The following is a 26,773-nucleotide window of genomic DNA, read 5'->3' on the forward strand; positions in this document are numbered from 1 at the left end:
GAAGCTCAATTCGTCAGATACGCGAGCGACATCAGCAGGCGCGGCAGCAAGGCTGCGCCCGCGTGAAACCGGACCGGAACCGGGGGCCGCGGCGTCACCGACAGGGCGCCCGCATCACCCGTCGCCAGCATCTCTGCGACTTGCGAACCAATCACCGTGTTGGTGGCAAGACCCCGCCCGTTACAGGCCTGGATCGCGATGGCCTCATCACCCAGATCATAGATTTCGGGCAGGAACGAGGTGTTCACCCAGGCCAGGCCGTGCCACAGATAATCGATCTGCGGTTCGGGCATGGTCGGGAAATACTGTTTGAGCCGTCGCTTGGCCTCACGATAATAGGCCTTTTCGCCATTTACCGCGAACGACATCGGAAAGGCGGAAACGAGGTGTCCCAGCCCGTCGAGCCGCGCGGTAAACAGATAGGGCATCTTGTCGGTAAACGCGCCGCCGCGAGGCAGGATCACCTGGCGCTGCGAGGGATCGAGCGGCATCGAGGCAAACTGGAACACGTTGAGCGGCAGCGACGTCCGCCGCATCGCGGGATGCAGCGCGGCATTGCCGCCATTGGCGGCGAGCACCAGCCGCTGCGCGCGCATCGTGCCGCTGGGCGTGTAGCAGAACCAGCGGCCATCCTTGCGCTCCAACTGGCGCACCGGACTGCCAGCGAACAGCCGGGCGCCATGACGCTGGGCCACCCGCGCCACGCCGCGGACAAACGCAAGCGGATTGAGGCCGCCCCCATCTTCGAAACGCAGCGCACCGCAATAGCGATCGGTGCCGAACAGCGCCCGGGTCTGCGCCCCTTCGACGAAGCTCACCTTGTGGCCGCGCGCCTGCCATTGCTGTGCCATGGCGCGCTGCTGCTCGGCCAGCGCCTCGGTATGCGCCGGGGTATAGAAACCGTCCTGACGCATATCGCATTCGATTTCGTGGCGACGTACCAGATCGAACACATGCGCCCCGGATCGGCCGATCATGTCGGTCAGCCTCTCGCCTGCATCCGCCCCCAGAACATCGCGGATCGTTTCAGGCGTGTGGCGAATATAGTCCGGCGCGATGATCCCGCCGCTCTGGCCGGTCGCTCCATCCCCGAACTGGCCTGCCTCGATCAGGGCCACATCGATATTGCGCTCGGCCAGGTGCAGCGCCGTGGTCGCGCCGGCGATGCCGCCCCCGATGATCAGCACGTCGACATCGTGCACGCCGACCAGGCCCTCTGCCTGCGGCGCGGGCGCTGCATTGGCGGTCCAGACCGGATTGGTAAGCCCCTTGCGGCGCTTGCTGGAAGAGATCGGCTGATACTGCATCACGGCCATACCGTAACTGGCGGCATGCAGGGGATCACGGCAGGCGCGCGGAAGCGAACGTCCCGCTTCAATCCTGCCGATAGGGTCAAGGTCATGGTGGCAACTATCCTGTTCGCCCAGGAACGGGCGGTGAAACGGTCAACGGGTCAGATGGCAGCAGGTTGTCGCTCGGGCCCAGGGCCAACGCGCCGCGCTATGGCGACAAAGGCCAGCACGACGCACAGGGCGACGGGCGTGTTCATGATCATCGGAAGCGACATCTCGTTGTTGCCGACGATCGAGACGGCAATGAAGATCGCTGTGCCTTCCTGGCGCATCAGATGCTCGATCCCGATCGCGACATTCTCGCGGTGCGAGAAGCCGGCAAAGCGAACGATCGAGGTGACGACCGCCACCATCAGCACGTTGAGCGCAACGGTGATCCAGAACAGCGCGCCCAGGTTTTCGCGCAGCACAGGCACCTGATCATAGAGGATCACGGCGAACGAACTGAACAGGACGATGGTCGCAATGTTCTTGAGGTAACGCTTGAACCACAGGGCGAAGTCGGGCCGCCACGCGCGGACAGCAAAGCCGGTGGCCGCAGGCAGCACGGTGATCGAGAAAATGTCCCAGAAAAACGAGGCGAGCGGCACGTTCACATCGGCTTCCAGCCCCATGAAGTGCAACAGCGCGAAATGGGCATAAAAGGGCACGACGAAAATGTAGATCATGCTGAGGATCAGCGTCATCGACATCGACAATGCCAGATCGCCCTTGGCCATGTCGGTGAACAGGTTCGACAGCATGCCCCCCGGCGTGGTCGCCAGCAGCACGAAGCCGACGGCCAGCGCGGCCGTCGGCGCGACGGTCAGCGCGAGCGTGAGACCGATCGCAGGCGGGACGATCAGCATCGAGCACACCCCGAAGATCAGTGCGCGGCGGTTGCGGAACACCTGGCGGAAATCATCGGCGGTGAGCGACAGGCCCATCGACGCCATGATCGCGATCAGCGATCCGGGGAGCAGCCAGTTGCCCAGCAGGGACATGAGGTCGGCATAGGTCATGCAATCGGGCCCTCAGGCGATCTCGAGCGAGAGCGTGCACACGCCGCTGCGCCTGATGGTGCGACAATCGGCCTGCGCTTTGGCAAGATCCTCGTCGAGAATGCGCGCGCAGACATTGGCCTGGATCCAGCCGAATGGCATCAGCAACCTGCCGCCATTCCCGTAGAACAGGCCAATATCGTAAAAATCGCCGGGCGGCAGGCCCTTGGTGCTGCCCGCAGCAAGATAGGCGAGAACGATGTCGCCGGCTTCCGGATAGGAGGTGGCGTTCTCCGCCGGAATGACGGGCTGAGCCATGCCCTGCGGCAATGTGCTCGCCGGCATCGGCACCGAGATTTCGGGGCCGGTCCAGATTGCGTGCATCGCCTCGAACCCGGCCTTGCGCTCGGCCAGCTCCCACAGGAACGCCGCCGAAATTGGCGCCGCGTCGTCGAGCAGACGGCAGCGCGCGGACAGGCCCGATTGCGGCTCGACCAGTTTGATGATGCGCATATCGCTCCCCTATTGTCCTGCGGCCATGGCCAGATATTCTTCCTTCTGCAGCGCGATCGGCACATTGCCGTTCAGCCAGAGAAAATCGTGAAAGCGCTTGAGGTCGAAGGCCTTGCCTTCGCGCACGCGCGCCTCGGCCAGAAACTCCATCGTCTGGATCTTGCCGATCTGATAGCTGATCGCCTGTCCAGGCGAGGCTGCGAAGAACGTTGCCTCTTCCTCTGCGGTGGCACGGTCCATCGGCACCATCGCGCGGAGATAATCCGCCGCCTGATCGATGGTGAACTCGCCGGTCGCCAGCTTCACATCGACTTCGACGCGCAATGCGCGCAGCCGGGCAAAATTGTAGATGATCTCGCGCGACTTGGGGGCATTGTCCCAGAGACCCGCCTGCAGCATCATCTCTTCGGCATAGAAGCCCGTGCCCTCGTTCGCCCCGCTGTCGTAATAATGCCTGCGCAAGGGGTTGGGGTGCTTCCATCCCAGGGTCAGCTGGAAGAAGTGACCCGGCACCCCTTCATGCACGATGATCGGCCGGGGATCGCGCGCGATCGACAGGTTGAAATAGCCGAGGTTAGGCGATGGATCGGGCAGATAGACCGTCGCATTCTGCCCCACTCGGGTGCGATCTGTGAGGTCGAACGTGCGCCCCAGCCATCCGATCGGCGCCAGATAGGCCGGAAAGGGCAGCGCATTGTAATGCCCGGCCCAGTCGGGAACCGTCAGCAGATTCTGGTCCTTCAGGAAAGTGCGGATATCGCGCTCGTCCGCAGCAAGCTTGGTGACCACGGCATCGATGGAGGCCCCGATCGGAAGCTCTGCCACACCCGCATTGCGGTTGCGCTCGAGCTCCTCGAACAGCACCGAGCGCGTCCATTCCTGCCGCCCCATCAGCGCCAGCTGTTCGGGCGAATAGGGGTAGAGAGCTACCTTGCTCAGGAAAAAGCGATAGCTCTCTCCCCCCACCGCCGTCTGGCTGGGCAATGCCTCGCGACGATTCTTCAGAAAGGTTTCGAATGCGGCGAACGCCGTGATCGACCGGGCAACAGCGGCGTCCAGCCGCTTGCGCTGGGCAGCACTGGCGGAAGAAGCAAGGCCGCTCGCCATGCCGCGCAGGCTGTCAGGCACGATGGCGATCTGCGCGAGCGCCGCGTCGACAAAAGGCCTGCGCATGTCATCGAGATTGGCCTGGCCTGCGGCCAGAACCGCAGGCGCATTGTCGAGCAGCCGGATGACCTGATCGACCCGTCCGGCCTCTACCGGTGGCGGTGGCAGCAGCACCTCGAACACCGGATTCAGCGCCTGTGCGACATAGAAATGCGGCTGGCGGCGCCAGGCGGCGACATGATCCAGCTCCCAATGGACGCGCGACAGCGCAGAACCGATCAGCCGGTAATCGATCTTTTCGCTGACCGTTTGCGGCTTGTCGGCCAGAGCATTCCACCGGGCTTCGAAGCGCGCGAGCGACCGGCGCTGCTCTTCCACCGCCTTGGGCGACCAGTCCGGCGTCCAGCCTGCGGGACGCACGATCCGCGGGATGTCATCACTGGTCGATGGCTGGGTGGTGGCGCGCCAGGCCCAGAAGTCTGCGCCCAGCTTCTGCACCTCGGCCTGTGCCATCGCTGCCGGCGCAGCTGCCAGCATCGCCGCCCCTGCCACACTGAGAATGAAGCGCTTCAGCATCCTACTTCCTGTCCTTGACGTTGCGGTCAAAGAACTCGGCCATCTTCTTGAAGGCAAATCGGGTCTGGCGCAGGTTGTCGCTGGCCCAGGCGTGATTGCCGCCGGGCAGCGTCACCAGCTCGAACATCTGTTCGCGGTCGATCATCTGCTCGGCCAGCGCGATCGTGTCCGAATAGAGCACCACCGGGTCGCGCGTGCCGTGAATGATCATCAGCGGATCCTTGATGCCCTTGGCCTGATACAGCGCCGATTGCGCTTCGTAGCGGGCGGGCATGTCCGGGCCATCGGGCGGCCCCATGATCCACATCTGCGCAGGATAGGCATGCCAGACATTGGTCGCAGGGGCGCCGGCAATGCCCGCCGCATAGACGCCGGGCTTCTTGGACAGCGACATGATCGTCATCAGCCCGCCATAGCTCGACCCCCAGATGCCGATGCGCTTTGGGTCGGCATAGCCCTTGTCGATCAGGAAGCGGACGCCGCTTTCGAGATCGTTGATGTCGGTCTCGCCATAGCTGTGCAGCTGGGTCTGGTTATGGTCGCGCCCCTGCCCCCACGACCCGCGTACATTCACGTTGAGCACGATATAGCCCTGAGAGACGAAATACTGGTCCAGCCCCCAGGTCGGATGCGCGCGCCGCCCGCCCCATTGGTTGCGTACCGCGTCCGAATAGACCGAGCCGACGATCACCGGATATTTCTTGGCGGGGTCGTAATTGGCCGGGAGGCTGATCCGCGCGAGCAGGTTCACCCCATCGACATGGCTGGGGAATTCGGCATAGCCGATATTCGCCCAGGTCTGGGTGTAGAATTCAGGACGCGGTGATTTTGTGACCTGGGCCGGCTTGGCTGGCCTGGCGGTATCGATCACGAACAGTTCGGGGGGTGTGGTATCGTTGCTGTACCAGTCGGCAATATGGCGGAAACCGGGCGCATAGACCGGCTCGTGCGTTCCTGCCGCCGCCCCGCTCACTTGCTCCACCGCGCCGCCTGAGACGGGCACACGATAGATCTGCCGGTCGGACAGATAGGATTTGTTGGCCGTGAAATAAATCTGGCTGCGGGCTGCATCGACCTCGAAACTGGCGATCTCCCATTCGCCCTTGGTGATCTGGCGCGGTGCCTGTCCGGCAGCGCGCTGATGATAGAGATGCAGCCAGCCGTCGCGATCGGTGAGGATGATCAGGCCATCGTCCTTTGGTGCCCAGGCCACCTGCCAGTCCGGGCGCAGATGCTTGTCCTCGCGCAGCTGGTAGAACGTCTCGCGTGCCCCTGTCGTCACGTCATAGACGTAGATGGTGTGTTCCTTGGCCTGCATGTCCGATCCGCTGACGAACAGCCGCTTGCCATTTGCGGAGAGGCCGAAGCCCCAGATATGATGCTTCGCATCGGGCCGCTCGAACATGCGGACCTGGCCCGATGCCAGATCGACATGGCCAACGCTCGCCCTGGTCGTCTCGTCGCCGGGAAAGGCGCGGATGACACGGTTGTTCTGCTGCTCGCCCTTGGCATGATAGAAGATGTCGCGCTCGGGCATCGCGCGGTCGTCGGCCTGCTGAAAGGCGATCGCCCTGCTGTCATCCGACCACTGGTAATCCTCGATATAGATTTTCGGATCATCCGCGCCTGCAACCCGCCGCGCGGCCTTGTCCTGGCTCGCGGCGCTCGGCCGAACCCACAGGACGCCGCCGCTCGTGACCCGGTTGCGCGCATCGGAAGGATTGCCCGCGATAAAGGCCAGGCTCTTGCCGTCGGGCGACAGGATAAGCTTGCGGATGGCCTGCTTGTCGCTTTCGATCCTGGTGACGGTGCCGTCGGCTGCGCGGACATGCAACTGGCCGCCCAGCGTGAACGCGACCCGGCCATCATCCAGCATCACCGCTTGCGATATGCCCCTTGCCTCTGCCTCGGGCTTGCTGTCGCGGCCGAGAAACGTCAGCTGCGTCTTCTTGCCGGTCCGGGGCGAATAGGACCAGACATCGCGGAAAGAATAGCCCGCGTCATTCCACAGGAACAGCACCGTCTCGCCATTGCGCGACCAGCTATATCCTTCGGGCGACGTGCCGACCAGGCTCTGGGGCTGGTAGAGCTGATCGATCGACAGCGAGGTTCCGGCGACATCGGACCCGCCATGAACCGGAGCGTGCGGCCAGGGCCGGTCCTGCGCCATGGCCGAAGACGCCATCAGCAAGGCCGCCACTGCCGTGGCCATCCGCAACGCACCCATCATTCTCATCAACCCAACCCCAGTCTGGATTTGCCAGTATTGTCGGTCTGTCTCAGGCCGCAGCGGCATGATGCCGCCGCGGCCCGATCAATACCATTCAGAAGTTGGCGCTGAAGCCAACCGTGAACCGGCGTCCGATCGCGTCGAAGGTTTCGCGTTCGAACAGATAGAAGGGCGGATCGCGATCGAGCAGATTGTCGATCGAGGCAAAGAACCGGACCTTCTCCGTCACGTTCAGGTTGGCGCTGAGGTCGAAATAATGGACATCGCCGGTTTCAGGCCGTGCCAGCAGCGGGCGTGGCGTGCCCGATGCGATTGCCCCTGCGATACGGCCATCCTTGGTCGACTGCAGGAAGCGGTGACGCAGCGAGAGCTGGAAATTGTCCACATCCCAGGTCAGACGCTGGGTAATGCGCCAGGTCGGGTTGGCCGTGGTACAGCTGCCGCCGCCGATATAGCCCGCGCAATCGACCGGAGCCGCCACCGGGCTGCCCTGCGTGATCGCCTCGATCAGATAGCTGCCTGCGATGAAATAGTTGAGGCTGCTGCCTTCGCGCAGATTGTACCGGTAATCGAGCCGGAAATCGACGCCCGAGGTTTCCAGCTTGGCGATGTTGGCGTTGAGCAGCGGCACATCGATCAGCTGGCCGTCGGGCGTGCGGTTGCGCAGCGGCTGGCAGAAGATGTTGGTCAGCGACAGGTTGGCGTTACACGCATTGATCACCGACTGCAGACCGCCACCGAACGAGCCGATCGCATCGTCGATCTTGATGTTGTAATAATCGATCGTCAGCTGAAGGTTCGGGATGAAATCGGGGCGAATGACCGCACCGACCGACCAGGTGTCCGACGTTTCTTCCTGCAGATTGGGGTTGCCACCGGTAACGGCGCGGATCTGCTGGTTTTCCTGCTGGAACACATTGATCACGCTCGCCGGGACGCCGAGCGAATTGACGCAGAAGTCACGCTCTGCCTGGGTGCGTCCGGCATCGGCATTGCAGAAGTCGAGCGCCTGCGGTGCCGTATTGGTGGCGCCGGAGAACAGCTCGACCACGTTCGGTGCACGCACCGCGCGCTGATAAAGGCCGCGGAACTTCAGGCCACGGAACGGCGACCATTCACCGCCCATCTTGTACGAATAGACCTTGCCTGCGGTCGAATAATCCGAGAAGCGCGCGCCGCCCTCGAACGCCAGCAGTTCGAAGCCCGGGGTGTCGGCCAGGATGGGTACATAGACTTCGCCATACAGCTCGGCCACGTCGAACGAACCGCCGGTCGGGCTGAGGCCTGCCGAACGCGACAGCGCCTTGCCCTGAACGTAGAGCTGATCAGGATCGAACTGCGAGCTTTCCTTGCGATATTCGGCACCGACCGAAATGCCGACATCGCCTGCGGGCAGTGAGAACAGGGTGCCGGTGACGCTCGCGCCGATCTGCTTCTGCTTGAGGTTGGTGATGTTGGTCAGGTCGGTCGAGATATAGTCGATCATCTGCTGCGTGAGCGACCCGAAACCGAACGGATTGATGGTGACGCAGCGCGGATCGGCAACGGCGCAATCGAACGGATTGGCCGGGTTGGTGAGGAAGCTGTTGGCGAAATTGTCGATCAGAACGCCGCCGCCCTGCCGGTCGACGATCTTGTTCTCGCCCTGATTGTAGAAGACTTCCCAGTTCAGCCGATCGGTGAGCGCGCCCTTGAGACCGAGCACGATCCGATAGAAATCGCGCGTCTGGTCGCTGGTGCGGTTGCCGCCGTCGAGCAGGCGGCGGTTGATGTTGACCGGCACCAGGTTGTTGCCGTCGCCATCCAGATTGACGCGCAGGAACTCGCGCAGGCTGGGGTCGAGATAGGGGTTGCGCAGGTCGAGCTGGAAGCCGGGAATGAAGCCCGAGCTGCTCATCGGCACAGCACCCAGCACCGAGTTGATCTTGTTCTGGACGTAGGAACCTTCCCAGAAGGCCGTGACGGAATCGGTGAGATCGTAGTGACCGAGCACCGATGCCTGCCAGCGCTTCATGGGCATCTGCAGGTTGGTGAAGACGCGGTCGTTGAAGCCGTCCGATGCGCGATAGGCGCGCCAGCCTTCAGGCGCAAAGAAGATGCCTGCCGTGCCGATCGCCGTGCCGGCGCGGTCGCGCAGACCGACGAGCTGGGGCGAGAAGATCGTGCCCTGCGGAGTTACGCCGTTGCCGGCCGGGACCAGCGTCGGCTGACCATTCACGATGGCATCGGCCAGGAACACGATGGCATGGTCGCGCTTGGCACCCACCAGTTGTGCACGATCGAAATAGCTGCCGTGGAAGACGATGTTGCCGCGGCCATCGTCGAAATTGCCGCCAGCGGTGAATTCGAGATTGTAGCGCGCAGCATCGCCTTCATCGCTGATGCCGTAAAAGCCGCCAACCTCGAACCCTTCGAAATCGTCCTTCATCACGAAGTTGACGACACCGGCCATCGCGTCCGAACCATAGACCGCAGAAGCGCCGCCGGTGACGACTTCAACCCGCGACACCAGCGAGGGAGGAATGAGGTTAAGGTCGACCACGCCATCCTGCGACGCGCCGACGATGCGGCGACCGTTCTGCAGCACCAGCGTGCGCACCGCGCCCAGACCGCGAAGGTTCACAGTAGCAGACAGGTTACCCGAGTTGGACTGTGCGCCCTGCCCCGCCACGGCCTGAGGCAGCGCGTTGAGCAGCTGCTCGCTTTCGACGGTGACGGAGAGCTTGATTTCCTCCTCGCCGATCACGTTGACCGGGCTGTTCGATTCGACATCCGGGCGCGGAATGCGCGAACCGGTGACGACGATCGATTCGGTCGCTTCGCCCTCTGCCTGATCCTGATCCTGGACCTGATCCTGCGCAAAGGCTGCACTGGTCACCGCCATCGTGAGAAACAGTGCAGACCCGCACTTCAGCGCTGCCCTGTGAATTCCAACCCGCTTCATACCCATTTCACACTCCCTGATTTGAACGCTCGCCTGCGAACGTCACGACGCCGATCTGATGATCGATCATTCCCGTGAACAGTTGCGTGATTTTGAGCATATTGTCGCAACGCCGTCAATCGCCCTGAAAGAAAAATATGTTTCAGGCGCTGATCGAACAATTTTCGGACTGCCCACCCACGCCGATCCGACATCGGCGACGGCGAGAGCACAAGCAGCAAGATATTGGCAGACGTACGATTTTCATCGACAAGTGGACAAAAGTCAGCGGGCTTCGCGGAAGATTGGCCCGCCGCGCCTGGCGTTGCATCAGAGGGTGAGAGCCGTTGCCCTGAGCGCATCAAATCGGCGCTTGACGAAGGCTCAGGCTGGGCACATCATGCGCAAATTCATGCATTTTTCGGTATAATTGATCATTTGCACGGACGCCCGGATGGCGCTCTGATGGTAATGCTGGAAGGAGACGGACCCCATGCGCTTGGCATCCCTTTTGACCCTGGCCATGCTGATCGCAGCACCATGCGGACCGGCGCTCGCCCAGGCGCCTGCCCTTCCCACCGCGCAGCAGCCTGCCGGGCCGCCCGACGGCACCGGGTCCTACGCGGATTTCGTGACCCTCTTCACCACGTTCAACGACTGGAAGACGCCCAAGGCGGTGGGCGGCATTGTCGATTACAGCCCTGCCACGGTCGACAGGCGCCGGGCCGAGCTTGCGGCCTTTCAGGCGCAATTGCCCGGCTTTGCGGTCGCGCGCTGGGACAGGCATCAGCAGGTCGATTATCTGGCGGTCCGCGCCCAGATGGACCTGGCGGATTTCACACTGAACATCACCAAGCCCTGGGCGCGCGACCCCGGCATGTATATCGATGATCTGCAGCGGCTGGCTTATACCGACCTGCCGCTGAAGCCCGACCAGCGCGAGGCTTTCAAGGCGCGGTTGCGGACGATCCCTGCCTATCTGGCTCAGGCGCAAATCAACCTCGATTCGGTCGCTGCAGACTATGCCGATCTGGCGATCCACAGCCTCTCCAACGGCGATGGTGTGGGCCACGGGATGCCCTATCGCGCGGTCGAGCCAGCAGGCCTGATCGGATGGTTCGCCGACCTGCGCGCGCGCGCCACCACGCAGCAGCCCGACCTGTTGCCCGATATCGATGCTGCGCAGGAAGCGATTGCAGGTTTTCGCGACTGGCTGGTCGCCGAACGGCCGAAAATGACTGCGGCCGCCGGTGTCGGCAAGCCGGCCTATGACTGGTTTCTGCATCATGTCCGGCTGATGCCCTATGATTCGGACGAGATCGTCACCCTGGCCGAACGCGAACTGGAGCGGCACTGGTCCAATTACGCGACCGAGCGGCACCGCAACCGCAAGCTGCCCGAACTCAAGCTGCCTGCCAGCGCCGAGGAATATGAAGCGCAACTGGCCGGAACCGATGCGAAGATCCGCAAGTGGCTGAAGGACGAGCAGATCATCACGATCCCGGATTATATTCCCTCGACCTATCAGGAGGTTGGCTTCAACGCCCCGTGGGTGGTGCGGCCCAAGGGGCCGATGTTCTGGGAGCAGGTGCAGTTCCGCGACGCCTCGCCCGATCATCTCCACGCGACCTTTCCCGGCCATCGCTTCGACGGTATGACCGGGGCGCGGGTCACCCACCCGATCCGCCGCCATATCAACGACAGCGGACGCACCGAGGGCTGGGGTTTCTATCTGGAGGAACAGGCGCTGCAGCTGGGCCTGTTCGATGATCGACCGCGGACCCGCGAACTGATCTATATCTTCGGGCTGTTCCGTGCCGCGCGCACCATCGGCGATGTGAAGATGCAGCGCAACGAGATGACCGTAGGCCAGGCCATGACCTTCTGGAAGGAATGGACCCCCTATCTCGACGATGATGTCGCGCGGGTCGATGCCGGGATCTATATCCGCCGCCCGCCGGGCTATGGCATGACCTATACGATCGGCGCGATCCAGATCCAGAAGATGCTGGTCGATCGCCGCCGCCAGCTCGGCGAGGCATTTTCCATCAAGGACTTCCACGATTACCTGATGAATACGGGCCGCCTGCCCGTCGCGCTGCTGCGCTATGACCTGACCGGGCTGGATGACGAAGTGCGCAAGCTATGGGCGCATGTGCCGCTGGCCAGGGCGGTGGGAACCGGCGCCACGCCGGTTCGCTGAACGCACCTTTATCGGCCTGATTCGCGCCGGGGATGGAACCATAAGCTGGCTGACGCCTTTCTGGTCGAAAGGAGGCGCGGATGGCCAGTGAATTGATCGTGAATGGCAGACCTCATCGGCTGCCCGATGACCCGCGCGTGTCTCTGCTCGACTATCTTCGTCACGATCTGGGCCTTACCGGAACGAAAAAGGGCTGCGATCACGGTCAGTGCGGTGCCTGTACCGTCATCGTGAACGGGCTGCGCATCAACAGCTGCCTTTCGCTGGCCGTGATGCACGATGGCGACCAGATCACGACCATCGAGGGCTTGGGCACGCCCGAAGCACCCTCGCCGCTGCAACGTGCCTTTCTGGCGCATGACGGCTTCCAGTGCGGCTATTGCACACCGGGCCAGATCTGCTCTGCCACCGCCATGCTGGACGAGATTGCAAATGGCTGGCCGAGCGATGCCAGCGCTTCGCTGGAGGGCCGTTTCGAGCCGACTGGCGAAGAAATCCGCGAGCGCATGAGCGGCAATCTTTGCCGCTGCGGCGCCTATGCCAACATCGTAGCAGCCATTGCCGACGTCGCCACCGAGTCGGACGCATGAGGGCGTTTGATTATCGCCGCGCCCATTCTCCCGAGGATGCTGCCCGGCTGACCCAGGCGCCTGAAGCCATGCTGATCGCAGGGGGCACCAATCTGCTCGATCTGATGAAATTGCAGGTCGAGACGCCCGAATTGCTCGCGGATATCGGGCGGATCGGATTCGCTGAAATCATCGATACGGATGATGGCGGCCTCAGCATCGGGGCGCTGGCGACCAATACTGCCGTAGCGATCCACCCGCGGGTCAGGCGCGATTATCCGGTCCTTGCGCGCGCCATTCTGGCCGGAGCCACCCAGCAGCTGCGCAACAGGGCGACCACTGGCGGCAATCTGTGCCAGCGCACCCGTTGCTTCTACTTCACCGACATCGACCAACCCTGCAACAAGCGCGAGCCCGGCAGTGGTTGCGGCGCCATTGGCGGGGTCAACAAGCTGCATGCGGTCCTGGGTGCCAGCGACCATTGCATCGCCACCTATCCCGGCGACATGGCTGTCGCGATGGCTGCGCTCGACGCACGCGTGATCATCGGTGCCGCCGATGGGCAGCAGCGATCGGTGCCGGTCCGCGATTTTCATCGCCTGCCGGGCGATACGCCCTGGCGCGACAATGTGCTCGATCCCGGCGAGGTCATTCTGGCAGTCGAGCTGCCCGCCCCGCTGGAGGGCATGCAGATCTATCGCAAGGTCCGCGAGCGCTCCTCCTATGCCTTTGCGCTGGTTTCGATCGCGGCGGTGATCGCGGTCGAAAACGGCGCTATCACCCGCGCCGAGCTTGCCTTTGGCGGACTGGCGCACAAGCCCTGGCACGATCCCCGGATCAGCGAGCTGCTGGTCGGCAGCGCGCCTTCTGCCGAATTGTTCGATCGGGCCGCCGACCTGCTGCTCGAGAGCGCCGAAGGCCAGGGCGACAATGATTTCAAGATTCCGCTTGCCCGCCGCGCTCTGCACGCCGTGCTGGCCCAGGTGATGGAGCAGGCAGCATGACCGTGCATTTCAAACAGGACCAACCCGCCACCGACAACCGCCTCGATACGATGGCACAGGGGGTCATCGGCAAGCCCTTGCCCCGCATCGAAGGCCTGGCAAAGGTTACCGGCACTGCGCCCTATGCGGCGGAATATGTCTGCGAAAACTGCGCCGAGGGCGTTCTGGTCACCGCAACGATCACCCGCGGCACCGTGGTCCGCGTCGACATCGATGGGGCAATGCGCATGCCGGGTGTCGTGGCGGTGATCGAGGATGATCGGTTGATCGCCCGCCCTGCCCAGGGCACCGCCAACGAGGCGCCAAAGCAGCAGCCGCGCACCGTCTGCTACTGGGGCCAGCCGATTGCGCTCGTGGTTGCCGAGACATTCGAGCAGGCACGCGATGCTGCGAGGCGCATTGCGGTTGAATATCGCGACGATGGCGACGTTGCGGTGACACCCGCAGAGGTCGCAGCAGAAGAGCAGGAGGACGAAACCGTCCGCGAAGGCAATCTCGACAAGGCCATGGCCGATGCGGCTTTTGCAGTCGATGCAACCTATACCACCCAGGGCCATGCGTCCGCAGCGATGGAGCCCCATGCCGCAATGGCGCAATGGGACGGGCGGACGCTGACAGTGCACGCATCGCTGCAGATGCTGAATTACAATATCTGCGAACTCGCCGATGCGATCGGGATTGGCGCGGAGAACATTCGCCTGATATCCAGGTTCGTCGGCGGCGGTTTCGGTTCAAAGCTCGGGATCAGTGAAGAGGTCGTCGCAGCATCGCTCGCTGCCATGCAGCTGCAGCGGCCGGTACGCGTGGTCATGTCGCGTCAGCAGGTGTTCCAGGGGATCATGCGTCGGTCGGAGACGACCCAGCGCCTGCGCCTCGCGGCCAATTCGGACGGCGCTCTCACCGGCTTCGGGCACGAGGCCCTGGTGTCCAATCTCCCCGGCGAGGAGTTCGCCGAACCGGTGCTGCAATCTTCGCACTTTCTCTATCCCGGCGAAAATCGCGAGCTGGTGCTCAAGCTGGCGCGGATCCACCGGATGACCGCAGGTTCGGTCCGCGCGCCGGGCGAAGCAGTGGGCATGCCAGCCCTCGAGGCGGCGATGGACATACTGGCCGAGAAAGCCGGGATCGACCCGGTCGAGCTGCGGCTGCGCAATATTCCCGATAAGGATCCCGAACGCGGCCTGCCCTTTTCATCGCACAAGCTGGCCGAATGTCTGCGCCAGGGCGCCGAAGCCTTTGGCTGGGATCATGGGTCGCGCCTTGCCCGCCAGCGGCGCGAGGGCGAGTGGTGGATTGGCACCGGCATGGCGAGCGCTGCGCGCGTCCACAATGTCGCCGAGGCCAAGGCGCGCGTGACCTTGAAAGCAGATGGCACCGCAGTCGTCGAAACCGACATGACCGATATCGGCACCGGCACCTATACCGTCGTCGCGCAGATTGTCGGCGAGATGCTGGGCCTCCGCCCGGAACGCATCCTGGTCGATCTGGGCGACACCCGCCATCCGCGCGGCCCCGGATCGGGCGGCAGCTGGGGCGCCGCTTCGATCGGATCGGCGGTCTATGTCGCCTGCATGGCGATCCGCGAGAAGCTTGCGGCGCAGCTGGGAACAGACGAGAGCCAGTTGCGGCTCTCCGACGGCAAGGCTGGCGATGGACAGACACTCGTTGAGCTGCTGGACGGCAGCGACATTGCGCAGACCGGGCATTACGAGCCGGGCAGGATCAAGGATGATTTTGCGGCATCGGGCTTTGGAGCATTTTTCGCTCAGGTTCGGGTCAATCACTATACGGGCGAGACCCGGGTCGACCGCATGCTGGGCGCTTTCGGATTCGGGCGGGTTCTCAACGCCAAGACCGCACGATCGCAATGCCTCGGCGGAATTACCTGGAGCATCGGCATGGCCCTGACCGAAGCGCTTGAGTTCGATCCGCGCGACGGCCATCTCGTCAACCGCGACCTCGCCGAATATCATGTGCCCGTGCACCGCGACGTCCCCGACCTCGACGTCATCCTGATAGAAGAGCGCGATCCCGCAGCCAGCTTCATCCAGGCCAAGGGCATCGGAGAACTGGGCATGTGCGGTGGCGCAGCTTCGATTGCCAATGCGATCTACAATGCCTGTGGCGCGCGAATTTTCGACTATCCTATGACACCCGCCCGCGTACTGGCAGCAATGCCGGACTGATCGCGGCAAAAGTCGACGGCGTCACGCGCACGCATTTGCACAAGGCGGCTGCAATGGGCTAGACCGCCGATACCGTCCCTCAGCGAGACCTGTCAAAACCATGAAGAACCGCACCATGCCTCGCTCTGGCGGATTGGCGAACAGATGGGCCATTGCCGGGTTGGTTGCCGGGATCGGCTTTTTCCTGCTCAGCGCGGGGATCGCCTATCTCAATATCGCCAACATGCGCGCCAGCGACAAGGCAATCCGCAACACGCATCTGGTGCTCAATGCGCTCGATGACCTGCTTGGCGCAGCGCTGGACGCAGAGACCGGACAGCGCGGATATCTGCTTACGGGGCGGGACGCCTATCTGGAGCCCTATATCGAAGGGACGGCGATCGCTCGCGCCAAGCTGGCGGGGCTCCAGAGCACGATGCAGGGCGATGACGTCCAGTCGGACAATCTCGAGCTCTTGGCGCGCAATGTCGACCAGAAGCTGCGCGAGCTCGACCGAACGATCCAGCTGCGCCGCAATGTCGGCTTTCAGCAGGCACTGGCCGCGCTCGATTCAGATCGCGGCAAGATGGCCATGGACGCGATCAGGGCCCAGATCGCCAGCATGGCGCGCGAAGAATTGCGCAAGCGCCAGGTCCATATCGCAGAAATGGCTGCGGCCTCGAACACTGCAGTGGTCAGCGCTGCCGTGACCAGCCTCAGTGGCATTGCGCTCACCATCGTCATCTTCCTGCTGATGATCCGCGGCATGCGTCAGCGTGAGCGGCAGCAATGGCTGCAACAGGCGCAGGTCGAGCTGTCCACCGCCATGATGGGCGACAAGTCGGTCGCGGATCTCGCCGATGCGATTCTCGCCTTTTTTGCCGAACGGACCGGCAGTCGCGCAGGTGTGCTGTTCAAGGGCGAAGGCGGAAGCTTCAACCGCGCCAGCACGCTGGGCGTACCGCAGGCTGCCGATGTGCCTTTGTCCTTCGGGTTGAACGAGGGCCTGCTGGGCAAGGCTGCGGTCGATGGTCAGCTGATGGTGCTCAATGATGTGCCGCAGGGATATCTGACGATCGGTTCGGCGCTGGGCAGCGATGCCCCCCGCCATCTGGTAATCGCGCCGGCCAAGGCCGACAATATGGTAAACGGCATCATCGAGCTCGGCTTTTTCGAGCCGGTCGACGATCTGGTCATCGAACTGCTCGAGCAATCGGGCAGCGCGATCGGCATTGCGCTCAGGTCTGCCCGCTTCCGCACCCGGCTGCAGGACGCGCTGGAAGAGACGCAGCGCCAGGCGGGCGAGCTTCAGGCGCAGAGCGAGGAGCTTCGCGTTTCCAACGAGGAACTGGAAGAACAGGGCGCAGCACTGAGGGAAAGCCAGGCCCGGCTGGAGCTGCAGCAGGTCGAACTGGAACAGACCAACAGTCAGCTCGAGGAACAGGCCCAGGCACTGGAAGCGCAGCGCGACGATCTGGAACGCGCATCGGCTGCGCTCGAGCTCAAGGCACGCGAACTTGAACAGGCAAGCCAGTACAAGTCCGATTTTCTCGCCAACATGAGCCATGAGCTGCGCACCCCGCTCAACTCGCTGCTGATCCTCTCGAAGCTGCTCGCCGACAATCCAGACGAGAGACTGTCCGAAGAGCAGGTCAAGTTTGCGCGCACCATCCATTCCGCCGGCAACGACCTGCTGGTCCTGATCAACGACATTCTCGACCTTTCGAAGATCGAGGCGGGACATGTCGAGATACAGGCGGCGCCGGTGCTGACACAGCGTCTGGCTGGCGACCTGCAGAAGATGTTTCAGCCGATTGCCGACGAACGGGGCCTCGCGCTGGACATCACCATCGGGGCCGAATGTCCGGCCACCATCACCAGCGATCGGCAGAGGCTCGAACAGGTCATCAAGAACCTGATGTCGAATGCACTCAAGTTCACCGAGCGCGGGAGCGTCAGCGTCAGCCTCAGCCTTTCTCCGCAGGGTGAAGACCGTCTGGCGATCACGGTCGCCGATACCGGCATCGGGATTGCCCAGGAACAGCAGGACAGCATCTTCGAGGCCTTCCAGCAGGCCGATGGCACCATCAGCCGCCGATATGGCGGAACGGGCCTTGGCCTCTCGATCTCGCGCGAACTGGCACGACTGCTGGGTGGCACGATCAGCCTGGACAGCACTGTCGGCAAGGGCAGCCGCTTCACGCTCACCATCCCGACCGACTATGATCCGGCCATCGTCCCTGCCCGCCAGCCCTCCAGACCCGTTGCCGAAGAGGCACCGGCGCAACCGTCGCTGCCCGCCAGCATGACCAGGCGGCCCGCCGCCCCGCGTGTCGCCGAAGACGATCGCAATGCGCTGGCCGATGGCAAGCAGCTGCTGCTGGTGATCGAGGACGACGCCAGCTTTGCTGAGATTGTCTGCGATCTCTCGCGCGAGATGGGCTTCCAATGCATCGTCGCGAGCACGGCACAGGACGCGATCACGCTCGCCTGCGAATATCGACCCCATGCCATCGTTCTTGATATCGGCCTGCCCGACCAGTCGGGCCTCACGGTGCTCGACCAGCTCAAGCACAAGGACGAGACCCGGCATATCCCTATCCATGTGATCTCGGGCGCGGATCAGAGCCAGACGGCCATGGCGCTGGGCGCAATCGGCTTTCTGGGCAAGCCGGCCCGACGCGACGAGCTGGCCGACGCGCTGAGCACGCTCCAGGCCAAGCTCGCCTCGCGCATGCGGCGGGTGCTGATCGTCGAGGACGATGCCGTGCAGCGCGACGCGGTCGGGCAGTTGCTGAAATCGCAGGATGTGGAGACGGTCGGCGTCGGCACTGCGGCCGAATGCCTCGAACGGCTGCGCACCGAGTCTTTCGATTGCATGGTTCTGGACCTCTCGCTCCCCGATGCCTCGGGCTTCACACTGCTGGAGGAACTGAGCGCCGACGGCGATCAGGCGTTTCCGCCGGTCATCGTCTATACCGGCAGGGACCTGACCGCCGATCAGGAACAGCGGCTTCGGCGCTATTCGAGCTCGATCATCATCAAGGGCGCAAAATCGCCGGAGCGCCTGCTCGACGAGGTTTCGCTGTTCCTGCATCAGGTGGTTGCCGAACTGCCGCCAGAGCAGCGCAAGATGATCGAGAAGGCGAGGCATCGTGATGCCGCCCTCGAAGGACGGCGCATCCTCATCGTCGAAGATGATGTCCGCAATGTCTATTCGCTCACCAGCGTGCTCGAGCCGCGCGGTGTCATCACCCAGATCGCACGCAACGGACAGGATGCGCTCGATGCGCTGGAGGCCGCCAGCAAGGGTGAAGGCAAGACCATCGATCTGGTGTTGATGGACGTGATGATGCCGGTCATGGACGGGCTTACGGCGGCACGGTCGATCCGCAGCAATTCCGAATGGAGCCGCCTGCCTATCATCATGCTGACAGCCAAGGCGATGCCCGATGACCAGCAGAGCTGCCTTGATGCCGGCGCCAACGATTACATGGCCAAGCCGATCGACGTCGACAAGCTGCTGTCGCTGATCCGGGTCTGGATGCCGCGCTGATGACCGACGCCATCGAAGACATCGAGATCGAGCTGCTGCTCGAGGCGGTGTATCAGCACTACCATTATGACTTTCGCGATTATGCGCGAGCCTCGCTCAAGCGCCGGCTGCTCCATGCGCGCAAGCAGCTCGGTTATGACAGTATCTCCGCGCTGCAGGCCGATGTGCTGCACGATCGCACCATGCTGCCGCGACTGCTGAACTTCCTCACCGTCCAGGTCAGCGAAATGTTTCGCGACCCTTCCTATTTCCGCGCGCTCCGCGAGAAGGTGATCCCGCATCTGCGCACCTATGCCTCGCTCAAGGTCTGGGTCGCCGGGTGCAGCAATGGCGAAGAGCTGTATTCGCTCTCCATCCTGTTCCGCGAGGAAGGGCTGGCGCACATGACCCTGTTCTACGCCACCGACATAAACCCCCAGGCGCTCAAGGCGGCGGAAACGGGTGTCTATTCGCTCGACCAGATCCGGCTGTTCACCGAGAACCATCAGAAATCCGGGGGGCTGACCTCGCTGTCGGATTATTACACCGCCGATTATGGCCGCGCGGTATTCGACAAGTCGCTGCGCAATCAGGTGGTGTTTTCGGACCATAGCCTCGTGACCGACGCGGTTTTCGGCGAAATGCACCTCATCTCGTGCCGCAACGTGCTGATCTATTTCAACCGCGACCTGCAGAACCGGGCGGTCGGACTGTTCCGCGATTCGCTCGCCCGGCGTGGATTTCTGGGGCTTGGCTCGAAAGAGAGCCTGCGCTTCACCCAGCATGCCGATGCCTTCGAGGAATTTGTGCCCAGCGAGAAAATCTACCAGAGGGCGCTGGGATGACCGGCAGGGCGATCGTCATCGGCGCATCAGCCGGCGGTGTGCAGGCGCTTTCGCGTATCCTGCCCGCCCTGCCCGCCGATTTTGCCGTACCGGTGCTGGTGGTGGCGCATATCCCGCCACGCAAGGAGAACGCTCTGGTTCAGTTGTTCGCAGCAAAATGTGCCCTGCGGGTCAAGGAAGCCGAGGACAAGGAAATGCTGGCGGGTGGGACGGTCTATTTCGCGCCATCCGATTATCACCTGATGGTCGAACCTGGCGGATCGGTCGCGCTCTCGTCGGAAGAGCCGGTCAATCATTCCCGTCCTGCCATCGACGTGCTGTTCGAGACGGCGGCGGATGCGTTCGGCCCGAATCTGGCAGGCGTGGTCCTGACCGGCGCCAATCATGATGGCGCCAGAGGGCTGAAAGCGATAGGGGATGCGGGCGGCATCGCCATGGTCGAGGATCCCGATACGGCAGAAGTCGGCACCATGCCCGCTGCCGCGCTGGCCGCCTGCCCTGCGGCCAGGCCCATGAGTTTCGAGCAGATCATCCACCAATTGCAAGGCTGGGCCATTTCATGACGGCTGCGGACGAACCGATCAAATTCCTGCTGGTCGATGATCTTGAGGAGAATCTGATCGCGCTGGAGGCGCTGCTGCAACGCGATGGGCTGGTCTGTCACAGCGCGCGCAGCGGCGAAGAGGCGCTCGAACTGTTGCTGGTCCATGACTATGCACTGGCGCTGCTCGACGTGCAGATGCCGGGCATGGACGGGTTCGAGCTGGCAGAGCTGATGCGCGGCAGCGCCCGGTCCAGTCATGTGCCGATCATCTTCGTGACCGCCGGGACCGGCGACACGGCGCGGCGCTTTCGCGGCTATGAAGCGGGCGCAGTCGACTTCATCCAGAAGCCTATCGAGGCCGATATCCTGCGGTCCAAGGCCAACGTATTCTTCGATCTCCACCAGCAGCGGCAGCAGATCGCGGCGCAGCGTGACAGCCTGGCCGAAATGAGCGCTCAACTGCAGGCGGCTGACGCGCAGAAGAACCGGTTCCTCGCCGTGCTTGCGCATGAACTGCGCAACCCCATCATGGCGCTGGTTGCAGGGCTCCGGCTTCTGGAACGCCGCGAAGGTACCGATGCGGTGGTAGAGATCCGCAGCGCCATGAACCGCAGTCTCAGCCACATGACCCGTCTCGTCGAGGACTTGCTCGACATATCCCGGATCGAGCAGGGCAAGATTTCTCTGCGGCTCGACGATCTGGTGCTGCAGGACGTGATCGGCTTTGCCATCGAGACGGTGCAGCCGTCGATCGAGGCTGGCGGACACAGCCTGCATCTCGATATGCCCGCCAGCCCGGTGCAGATGAAGGGCGACGATGCCCGGGTCACGCAGATCATCGGCAATCTGGTCAGCAACGCTGCGCGTTACACGCCCGACGGTGGCACCATCCAGGTCACACTGCGCGTCGAGCAAGGGGCCGCGCTGATCGAGGTTATCGACAACGGGCACGGGATCGCCCCCGAGCAGCAGGGCCGCATCTTCGATATCTTTGCGCAGGTCGCGGCCGACGGCAGGATGAACCGGGATGGCCTTGGCATCGGGCTGGCTCTGGTCAAGCAGCTGGTCGAGCTGCACCGTGGGCGGATCACCCTGAAACACAGCGCACCGGGCCAGGGCAGCACGTTCGAGATCTGCCTGCCGCTTGCGCACACATCGCACTGAACCTGCTCGCGTAGGCCGGGCTTCGTCCATTTCTCAAAATGCCTGCTGCGGAACCAAAATCGCGCCGTGCGGTAGAAGGGGGAACGAAGGAGAACCGCAATGATCAAGAATATCATCGGAGCCGTTATCGGCGCCAAGCTGGCCGGCAGGACGCCCAGGGCCGACAGCGCGGCAGGTGCAACGACCGGCGCGATTGCCGCTTCGGCTATTCCGTTCATCATTTCCCGTCTCAGCCTTCCTTCCCTGATCGCCATTGGTGCCGGCGGCTACTTGCTGAAGCGTCACCATGAAAAGCAGGAAGCTGCGAGGAACACGCTTGCGGGACGCACGGCCGCGTAAGCCAGGCGCTCCCCTGGCCTGACGCCAGCGCAAGATTCCACCGACACATCCTTGAAAAGGCAGCGGCCTAGCCCCGCTGTCTTTTCTTCTGGCGTCGGGATGCCGAGCCTCAGCGGATTCCCGCTACGCAACGTGCGGGGGGAACGTGATCAGTGCCTGTCGTGCAACGAGAGACCGTCCTGTTCTGGCCAAGCAGAAAGACGCCCTGAGGTTGACCTTGTTGCTCACCACTGCGGTGGTTGCCGCTGTCGCCACCACCATCATTTTTCGATCGCACAGCCGGCGTTCAACTCGGTGGTGTTCGGGTTCGTGCATGCGCTGCTGCCGAAGCGCATGGCGTGGCCGCTGCCGAGCCTTCGCCGCTGGTTGCGCTACTTGATCTGGGCCTTGCCGACCCCGGCGGATTAGAGATCGTGCCCGAGCTTGCAGCCCATGGGCGGGCGGTCTTCGTGCTCATTGCGCGCGATGCTACCGATGTCTGGGGACCAGCGCATCGCCAGGATCTGGACTATCTCCGCGTCGCGGTCCGGGCCTTGCGCCGAAAACTGGAACGCGACCCTGCGCACCCGAAGCTGATCATCAACGAGCCCGGGATCGGCTATCGCATCGCCGTGAGTTGACCGGACGCTGGCCGCGCTGGATGGATAGCGGTGACTGCCTCACGTCGACTCGGTCCTGCCGTCAAGCGACAATCCTACGCAGTCCTTTGGCACACGACCCATCTTGCGAAGATGGAGATTCCTGATATCTAAATTGCGGCAACATTTTCCATTCAGTGATCATCATTTGATTATAATATCTATCGGTTCTCACTGCGACGATCCAAATTATATTCTCAAATGATTGTTTAATCATGTTGAACAATTGGAATTCATCCCTTTCAAGTTGAGATGAGATTTATGATTGACACATCGAGCACCGTATCCATCAGATCAGGCCTTATATTTTCAGAGATGGACGGCGATTTCATCATGCTCGATGTAGCGAGCGGAAAATATTTTCACCTCGATTCCATCGGCTCTGAAATTTTCCGAGAGTTGGGACAACCCCGCAGTTTCGCTGACTTGTGCGCGGTAATGAATACACGATTCGAATCAGAACCGGGTCAGATCAAAACCGATCTTCTGGAATTCTTGAATCAAATGGAGGCCAAAGGCCTCGTCGAAGTTTCAAAATAAAAATCTATTTATAAAAAATTTTTTCGCACTATTTATATTACCCAGCCTTTCGTTGTATCAAATACTATTATTCACTATTTTATTGAAAACTTAGTCAAACGATCATGAATGCTAGGCAGAGATCGCTTCCGGCTGATCCACGGAGAAATTTTGCCCCAATTCTTCTACTCTCTCTACGGGCTGATAATTGGCTGCGAGCGCCCATTGCCTTTTCTTCCCTTATCGGCCGCAACGCGTGCCGACGTGACAATCCGTTTTGCTGCCCTGGAAAATCGCCAGGAGACGCCGGTAGCTCTCGCAGGCAAATTTTCCATTTTTGCCGACAAGGAAGCGCGATTCACTTCGGAACTGGGGTTTGCTGCTGCCATTTCATCGGGTCGCCTCATAACCGTCGAGGCGAGCCCCCATCTTTCTCAGGCAGGATTGCACGCGGCACTTTTCGGGCCCGCCATGGGCTGGCTGCTTTTTCAGAGAGGTCTGGTGCCGTTGCATGGCTGCGGGGTTGAAGTGGCTGGAAGACTGATTGCCATCGTCGGACACAGCGGAGCAGGCAAATCCACGCTTGGCAGGGCCCTGGTGGCGCGCGGACACCGGCTTGTGGGAGACGATCAATTGCTGGTCGATCCAGTGACCACCCGCGTCCCTCCGGGCATGAACGTCATGCGTCTCTGGCAGGATTCGGCGTACCGCCTTGGCGATGGCGTTTCAGAAGAAGCGCGCATCGCCGCAGGATATGATAAATATTATGTCGATCTGGGCAGCCCGATACCGGGAGATAGCCTGCCTCTGAGGCTGGTACTGGCCCTCGGCTGTGATCCGAGCCGCGACCGGCCGCACTATGTACCGCTCAACAGGCAGCAGGGCGCGGCTATGCTCTGCAACCATGTCTATCAGCGCCCTGTTGCTTATTCAGCCGGTTACGCGCCAGCCGTGCTCGAGTGGAGCACGCAAGTGGCCGTCAGGGTCCCGGTCATGGCACTCGATCGACCGGACAATTTCGAGGCCCTGACTGACATCTGCGAGGAAATCGAGCGCCTGGTTGCAATCGAACAGGGGACGCCACGATGAGTGCCATCTGCGGGCTATGGCTTGAGAGGGGTCATTCTGACGCCTCCCAGGATGTAGCGGCAATGCAATCGGCCCTTGCGATATACGGCCGCGACCGGGCTGCCAGATGGGAAAGCGACGATGGCACCGTTGCCATTGCCTGCCAGCTCATGCGCCTGGTGCCGGAAGATCGCTTCGATCGCCAGCCATTGGCGGACGAATCGGGTCGCTTCCACCTCGTGGCGGATGCGCGGATCGACAACCGCGCCGATCTGGCAGCAGAGCTGGCCATCCCTGCCGAGCGATTGCAGAACATGTCCGAGTCGGCGCTGATCGTTGCCGCGTGGAGGGCCTGGGGCCCTGGCTGCATCGATCGGCTCTACGGCGATTTCGCTTTTGCCGTCTGGGATGCCGAAGAGCGGCATCTGCATCTGGTCCGCGACTTTCCCGGCGGCAGACCGCTCTTCTATGCCCGCACAAGCAACGGGCTTGCCTTCGCGTCCATGGCAAAGGGTCTTCATGCCCTGCCCGATGTCGCCTACGCTGCGAACATCACCACAATTCGCGATCTTCTGGGATTTGTGCCGATGAAGGGCACCGGGAGTTTTTTCGCTGGCATAGACCGTGTCGAGCCCGGCACCCATGTCTGCTTCGCGGCAGGAGGCGAGCGGTCGATCAGGCACTGGTATGCCCCGCCTCCACCATTGCCCGACAGCGCCGATCCCCGGCCACAGATCGAAGCGTTTCGCACCCTGTTCGACCGCGCCGTTGCTGATCGGTTGCGAGGCATAGCTGGCTATGCGTCGCTATTGAGCGGCGGGCTGGATAGCACCGCCGTGACAGCCTCCGCTGCATTGCAATTGGCTGAAACGGATCAGCGGCTCACGGCGATCACCCATGCTCCCCACCCGGATGCGCGGGTTCTCGAAAGTCCCAGCCGTTTTGGCGACGAGAGTGCGCACGCCCGGCAAGTTGCAGAGCGGTACCCGAACATTGACCACATCATCGATCATGCGCCTGGCCGGGCAATCGGCGACGATCGCGATGCAAGGTTCCATTATCAGGAATATCCGTCTCTCAACCTCTGCAACGAGGTTTGGATGACGGAGCTTGCACGCCGCGCGGGAGCACTTGGCCGAGGAACGGTCGTCCTCACGGGCTTGTGGGGCAACATGACGATCAGCGATCACGGCTTGGAGCGGCTGAATGCACTGCTTTGCCGCGGCAAGCTGTTGCGCTGGCTGATCGAGGCGTTCGCCGTGCTGCGAAGCGGCGCGATGACCCCATTGGGGCTGGCCAACTGGAGTCTGCGGCCTTTCTTGCGACGTGAGCGTTTCGAGGCATTGCAGCGACAGTTTGGACGGCAGACGCGTCATCCGCTCAATTTCTCTTTGCTTCGCACCGATCAGCTGTCCGAGGATCGATACGACGAGACGGGGAAGACCGCGCGTGATCGACGCCATCGCATTCTCGGACTGTTCTGGCAGCAGGAACTTGTAGCCTTGTCCAACAAGGGGCTGCTGGCCAGATTTGGGGTCGATTATCGTGATCCCACAGCGGATCGACGCCTGATCGATCTGTGTCTTGCTCTGCCGGACTCGCTGTTCCTGCGTCAGGGCCAGCCGAAGTGGCTGTATCGCCGGGCGTTTCAGGATCGATTGCCAAGCGCAATTCTGGAGGAGCGCAGGAAGGGACTGCAGGCAGCCGATTGGCTCAGCCGAATGGCAACTGCGCGGGACGACCTGCTCGATGAAGCTGTGCGCGCTCGATCGAACGTGCAGGCCGATACGCTATTTGATCTTGATGGTCTCGAGTGCCTCGGTCGCTCGATGCCGGACCCGGACAAGGCATTGCCATCGGATGACCTGAAGTATCGATACCAGTTCCTGCGCACCCTATCGGCGACGCATTTCCTGCGCAAAGTCCAGCGCGACAATTCCTGATTGGCGATCGGGTCAAGTCAGAGACCGCAACGAGACGCTGCTGAATAATGCCTGGTCCGGCCCGATTTCACCAAACAGCAGATATGCGGGGATTTCGACAGGCTCTATGTCGCTGAGCCTGCCCTGACGCCACCGGGGAACAGGCCGTTACGACATTTCAGTGGACAAATATGCGGGGACTCTGCCTGACTGCAGGCTTGCCAAGCCCCCGCAAAGTTGAATTCAGGACAGAATGCCTGAGTCCGAAACACCAGGGCCGCCGGCCATCGTCACACTTGCGATGTCGACCTCGTTCAGGGTGGGCTTGCTCCAGGCACGACGAGCTGCATGGTTTTCCTGTTCCGCCGACTGAGCGACAACATCGTTCGCCCCGCCGTCAACTTCTGGCGCATTCATAGTCATGACCACATTCCCCTATCCATACTGTTCCTAGCCTGGCGACGCTAACTAGCCCATATCATGGTCGTGTCCGTCAACGTGGTGTAAATTCGGTTGTGGCCAGCGGGCTGCATTTTCAGGCGGCCTTTGGTGTAATCTGTAGCGGCTGAGCCTCCTC

Annotated in this window: 21 protein-coding genes and 1 pseudogene; 15 read left to right on the forward strand and 7 right to left on the reverse strand. The window is 62.3% G+C overall.

The genetic code is table 11. The features are described 5' to 3' along the window. Positions 1–5: 5 nt before the first annotated feature. The 6 genes from C7451_RS07020 to C7451_RS07045 form a co-directional block, all read right to left on the reverse strand. Complete coding sequence (locus C7451_RS07020; RefSeq protein WP_110298231.1) at positions 6–1,316, reverse strand: NAD(P)/FAD-dependent oxidoreductase; 1,311 nt, start codon at positions 1,314–1,316, stop codon at positions 6–8. Between the two features lie 137 nt (positions 1,317–1,453). Then, positions 1,454–2,353, reverse strand: coding sequence for a bile acid:sodium symporter family protein (locus C7451_RS07025; RefSeq protein WP_110298232.1), 900 nt, complete (start codon positions 2,351–2,353; stop codon positions 1,454–1,456). Positions 2,354–2,365: 12 nt separating this feature from the next. Continuing rightward, positions 2,366–2,845 (reverse strand): DUF3830 family protein, encoded by a 480-nt coding sequence (locus C7451_RS07030; protein ID WP_110298233.1) that lies wholly within the window; start codon positions 2,843–2,845, stop codon positions 2,366–2,368. 9 nt (positions 2,846–2,854) lie between these two features. Continuing rightward, positions 2,855–4,528 carry a DUF885 family protein gene (locus tag C7451_RS07035; protein WP_110298234.1) on the reverse strand — a complete coding sequence of 558 codons (1,674 nt, stop codon included), beginning with the start codon at positions 4,526–4,528 and terminating at the stop codon, positions 2,855–2,857. Position 4,529: 1 nt separating this feature from the next. Further along, the gene (locus C7451_RS07040) at positions 4,530–6,764 is read right to left on the reverse strand and encodes a S9 family peptidase (protein ID WP_167398460.1); all 2,235 of its coding nucleotides are present in this window, start codon (positions 6,762–6,764) and stop codon (positions 4,530–4,532) included. A gap of 88 nt (positions 6,765–6,852) precedes the next feature. Then, positions 6,853–9,702 carry a TonB-dependent receptor plug domain-containing protein gene (locus C7451_RS07045; RefSeq protein WP_167398461.1) on the reverse strand — a complete coding sequence of 950 codons (2,850 nt, stop codon included), beginning with the start codon at positions 9,700–9,702 and terminating at the stop codon, positions 6,853–6,855. Between the two features lie 58 nt (positions 9,703–9,760). On the opposite strand from C7451_RS07045, the gene C7451_RS19730 reads away from it, so the two are divergent. From C7451_RS19730 to C7451_RS07110, 15 genes and pseudogenes are all read left to right on the forward strand, one after another. Further along, positions 9,761–10,111, forward strand: a complete 351-nt coding sequence (locus tag C7451_RS19730) for a hypothetical protein (protein ID WP_146215301.1) — start codon at positions 9,761–9,763, stop codon at positions 10,109–10,111. A gap of 63 nt (positions 10,112–10,174) precedes the next feature. Then, the gene (locus C7451_RS07050; RefSeq protein ID WP_110298237.1) at positions 10,175–11,884 is read left to right on the forward strand and encodes a DUF885 family protein; all 1,710 of its coding nucleotides are present in this window, start codon (positions 10,175–10,177) and stop codon (positions 11,882–11,884) included. A gap of 80 nt (positions 11,885–11,964) precedes the next feature. Next, positions 11,965–12,474 (forward strand): 2Fe-2S iron-sulfur cluster-binding protein, encoded by a 510-nt coding sequence (locus C7451_RS07055; protein WP_110298238.1) that lies wholly within the window; start codon positions 11,965–11,967, stop codon positions 12,472–12,474. After that, positions 12,471–13,457, forward strand: coding sequence for an FAD binding domain-containing protein (locus C7451_RS07060; RefSeq protein WP_110298239.1), 987 nt, complete (start codon positions 12,471–12,473; stop codon positions 13,455–13,457). The genes C7451_RS07055 and C7451_RS07060 overlap by 4 nt, the downstream gene beginning before the upstream one ends. Then, positions 13,454–15,643 (forward strand): xanthine dehydrogenase family protein molybdopterin-binding subunit, encoded by a 2,190-nt coding sequence (locus C7451_RS07065; RefSeq protein ID WP_110298240.1) that lies wholly within the window; start codon positions 13,454–13,456, stop codon positions 15,641–15,643. The genes C7451_RS07060 and C7451_RS07065 overlap by 4 nt, the downstream gene beginning before the upstream one ends. Before the next feature lie 115 nt (positions 15,644–15,758). Then, complete coding sequence (locus C7451_RS07070) at positions 15,759–19,178, forward strand: response regulator (protein WP_110298287.1); 3,420 nt, start codon at positions 15,759–15,761, stop codon at positions 19,176–19,178. Beyond that, positions 19,178–20,002, forward strand: a complete 825-nt coding sequence (locus C7451_RS07075) for a CheR family methyltransferase (protein ID WP_110298241.1) — start codon at positions 19,178–19,180, stop codon at positions 20,000–20,002. The genes C7451_RS07070 and C7451_RS07075 overlap by 1 nt, the downstream gene beginning before the upstream one ends. After that, positions 19,999–20,565 carry a chemotaxis protein CheB gene (locus C7451_RS07080; RefSeq protein ID WP_110298242.1) on the forward strand — a complete coding sequence of 189 codons (567 nt, stop codon included), beginning with the start codon at positions 19,999–20,001 and terminating at the stop codon, positions 20,563–20,565. Before C7451_RS07075 ends, C7451_RS07080 begins: the two co-directional genes overlap by 4 nt. Next, the gene (locus tag C7451_RS07085; RefSeq protein ID WP_110298243.1) at positions 20,562–21,710 is read left to right on the forward strand and encodes a hybrid sensor histidine kinase/response regulator; all 1,149 of its coding nucleotides are present in this window, start codon (positions 20,562–20,564) and stop codon (positions 21,708–21,710) included. Before C7451_RS07080 ends, C7451_RS07085 begins: the two co-directional genes overlap by 4 nt. Before the next feature lie 99 nt (positions 21,711–21,809). Beyond that, the gene (locus C7451_RS07090) at positions 21,810–22,049 is read left to right on the forward strand and encodes a hypothetical protein (protein ID WP_110298244.1); all 240 of its coding nucleotides are present in this window, start codon (positions 21,810–21,812) and stop codon (positions 22,047–22,049) included. Between the two features lie 338 nt (positions 22,050–22,387). Then, positions 22,388–22,669, forward strand: coding sequence for a winged helix-turn-helix domain-containing protein (locus C7451_RS20470; protein WP_341866619.1), 282 nt, complete (start codon positions 22,388–22,390; stop codon positions 22,667–22,669). Positions 22,670–22,948: 279 nt separating this feature from the next. Beyond that, the gene (locus tag C7451_RS07100) at positions 22,949–23,227 is read left to right on the forward strand and encodes a PqqD family protein (RefSeq protein WP_167398462.1); all 279 of its coding nucleotides are present in this window, start codon (positions 22,949–22,951) and stop codon (positions 23,225–23,227) included. A gap of 108 nt (positions 23,228–23,335) precedes the next feature. Then, positions 23,336–24,295, forward strand: coding sequence for a phosphoenolpyruvate carboxykinase (ATP) (locus C7451_RS07105; RefSeq protein ID WP_110298247.1), 960 nt, complete (start codon positions 23,336–23,338; stop codon positions 24,293–24,295). Positions 24,296–24,444: 149 nt separating this feature from the next. Then, positions 24,445–24,735, forward strand: a pseudogene (locus C7451_RS20485) (class II glutamine amidotransferase domain-containing protein); the annotation flags it as partial. 126 nt (positions 24,736–24,861) lie between these two features. Then, positions 24,862–26,217 (forward strand): asparagine synthase-related protein, encoded by a 1,356-nt coding sequence (locus C7451_RS07110; RefSeq protein WP_244181692.1) that lies wholly within the window; start codon positions 24,862–24,864, stop codon positions 26,215–26,217. A 222-nt stretch (positions 26,218–26,439) separates the two neighbouring features. On the opposite strand, the gene C7451_RS19735 is transcribed toward C7451_RS07110, so the two are convergent. After that, positions 26,440–26,619: a hypothetical protein gene (locus tag C7451_RS19735; RefSeq protein WP_146215302.1), complete on the reverse strand. Its 180-nt coding sequence runs from the start codon at positions 26,617–26,619 to the stop codon at positions 26,440–26,442. Positions 26,620–26,773: the final 154 nt, after the last annotated feature.

It is taken from the genome of Blastomonas natatoria (assembly GCF_003201955.1).
Lineage (GTDB): Bacteria > Pseudomonadota > Alphaproteobacteria > Sphingomonadales > Sphingomonadaceae > Blastomonas > Blastomonas natatoria.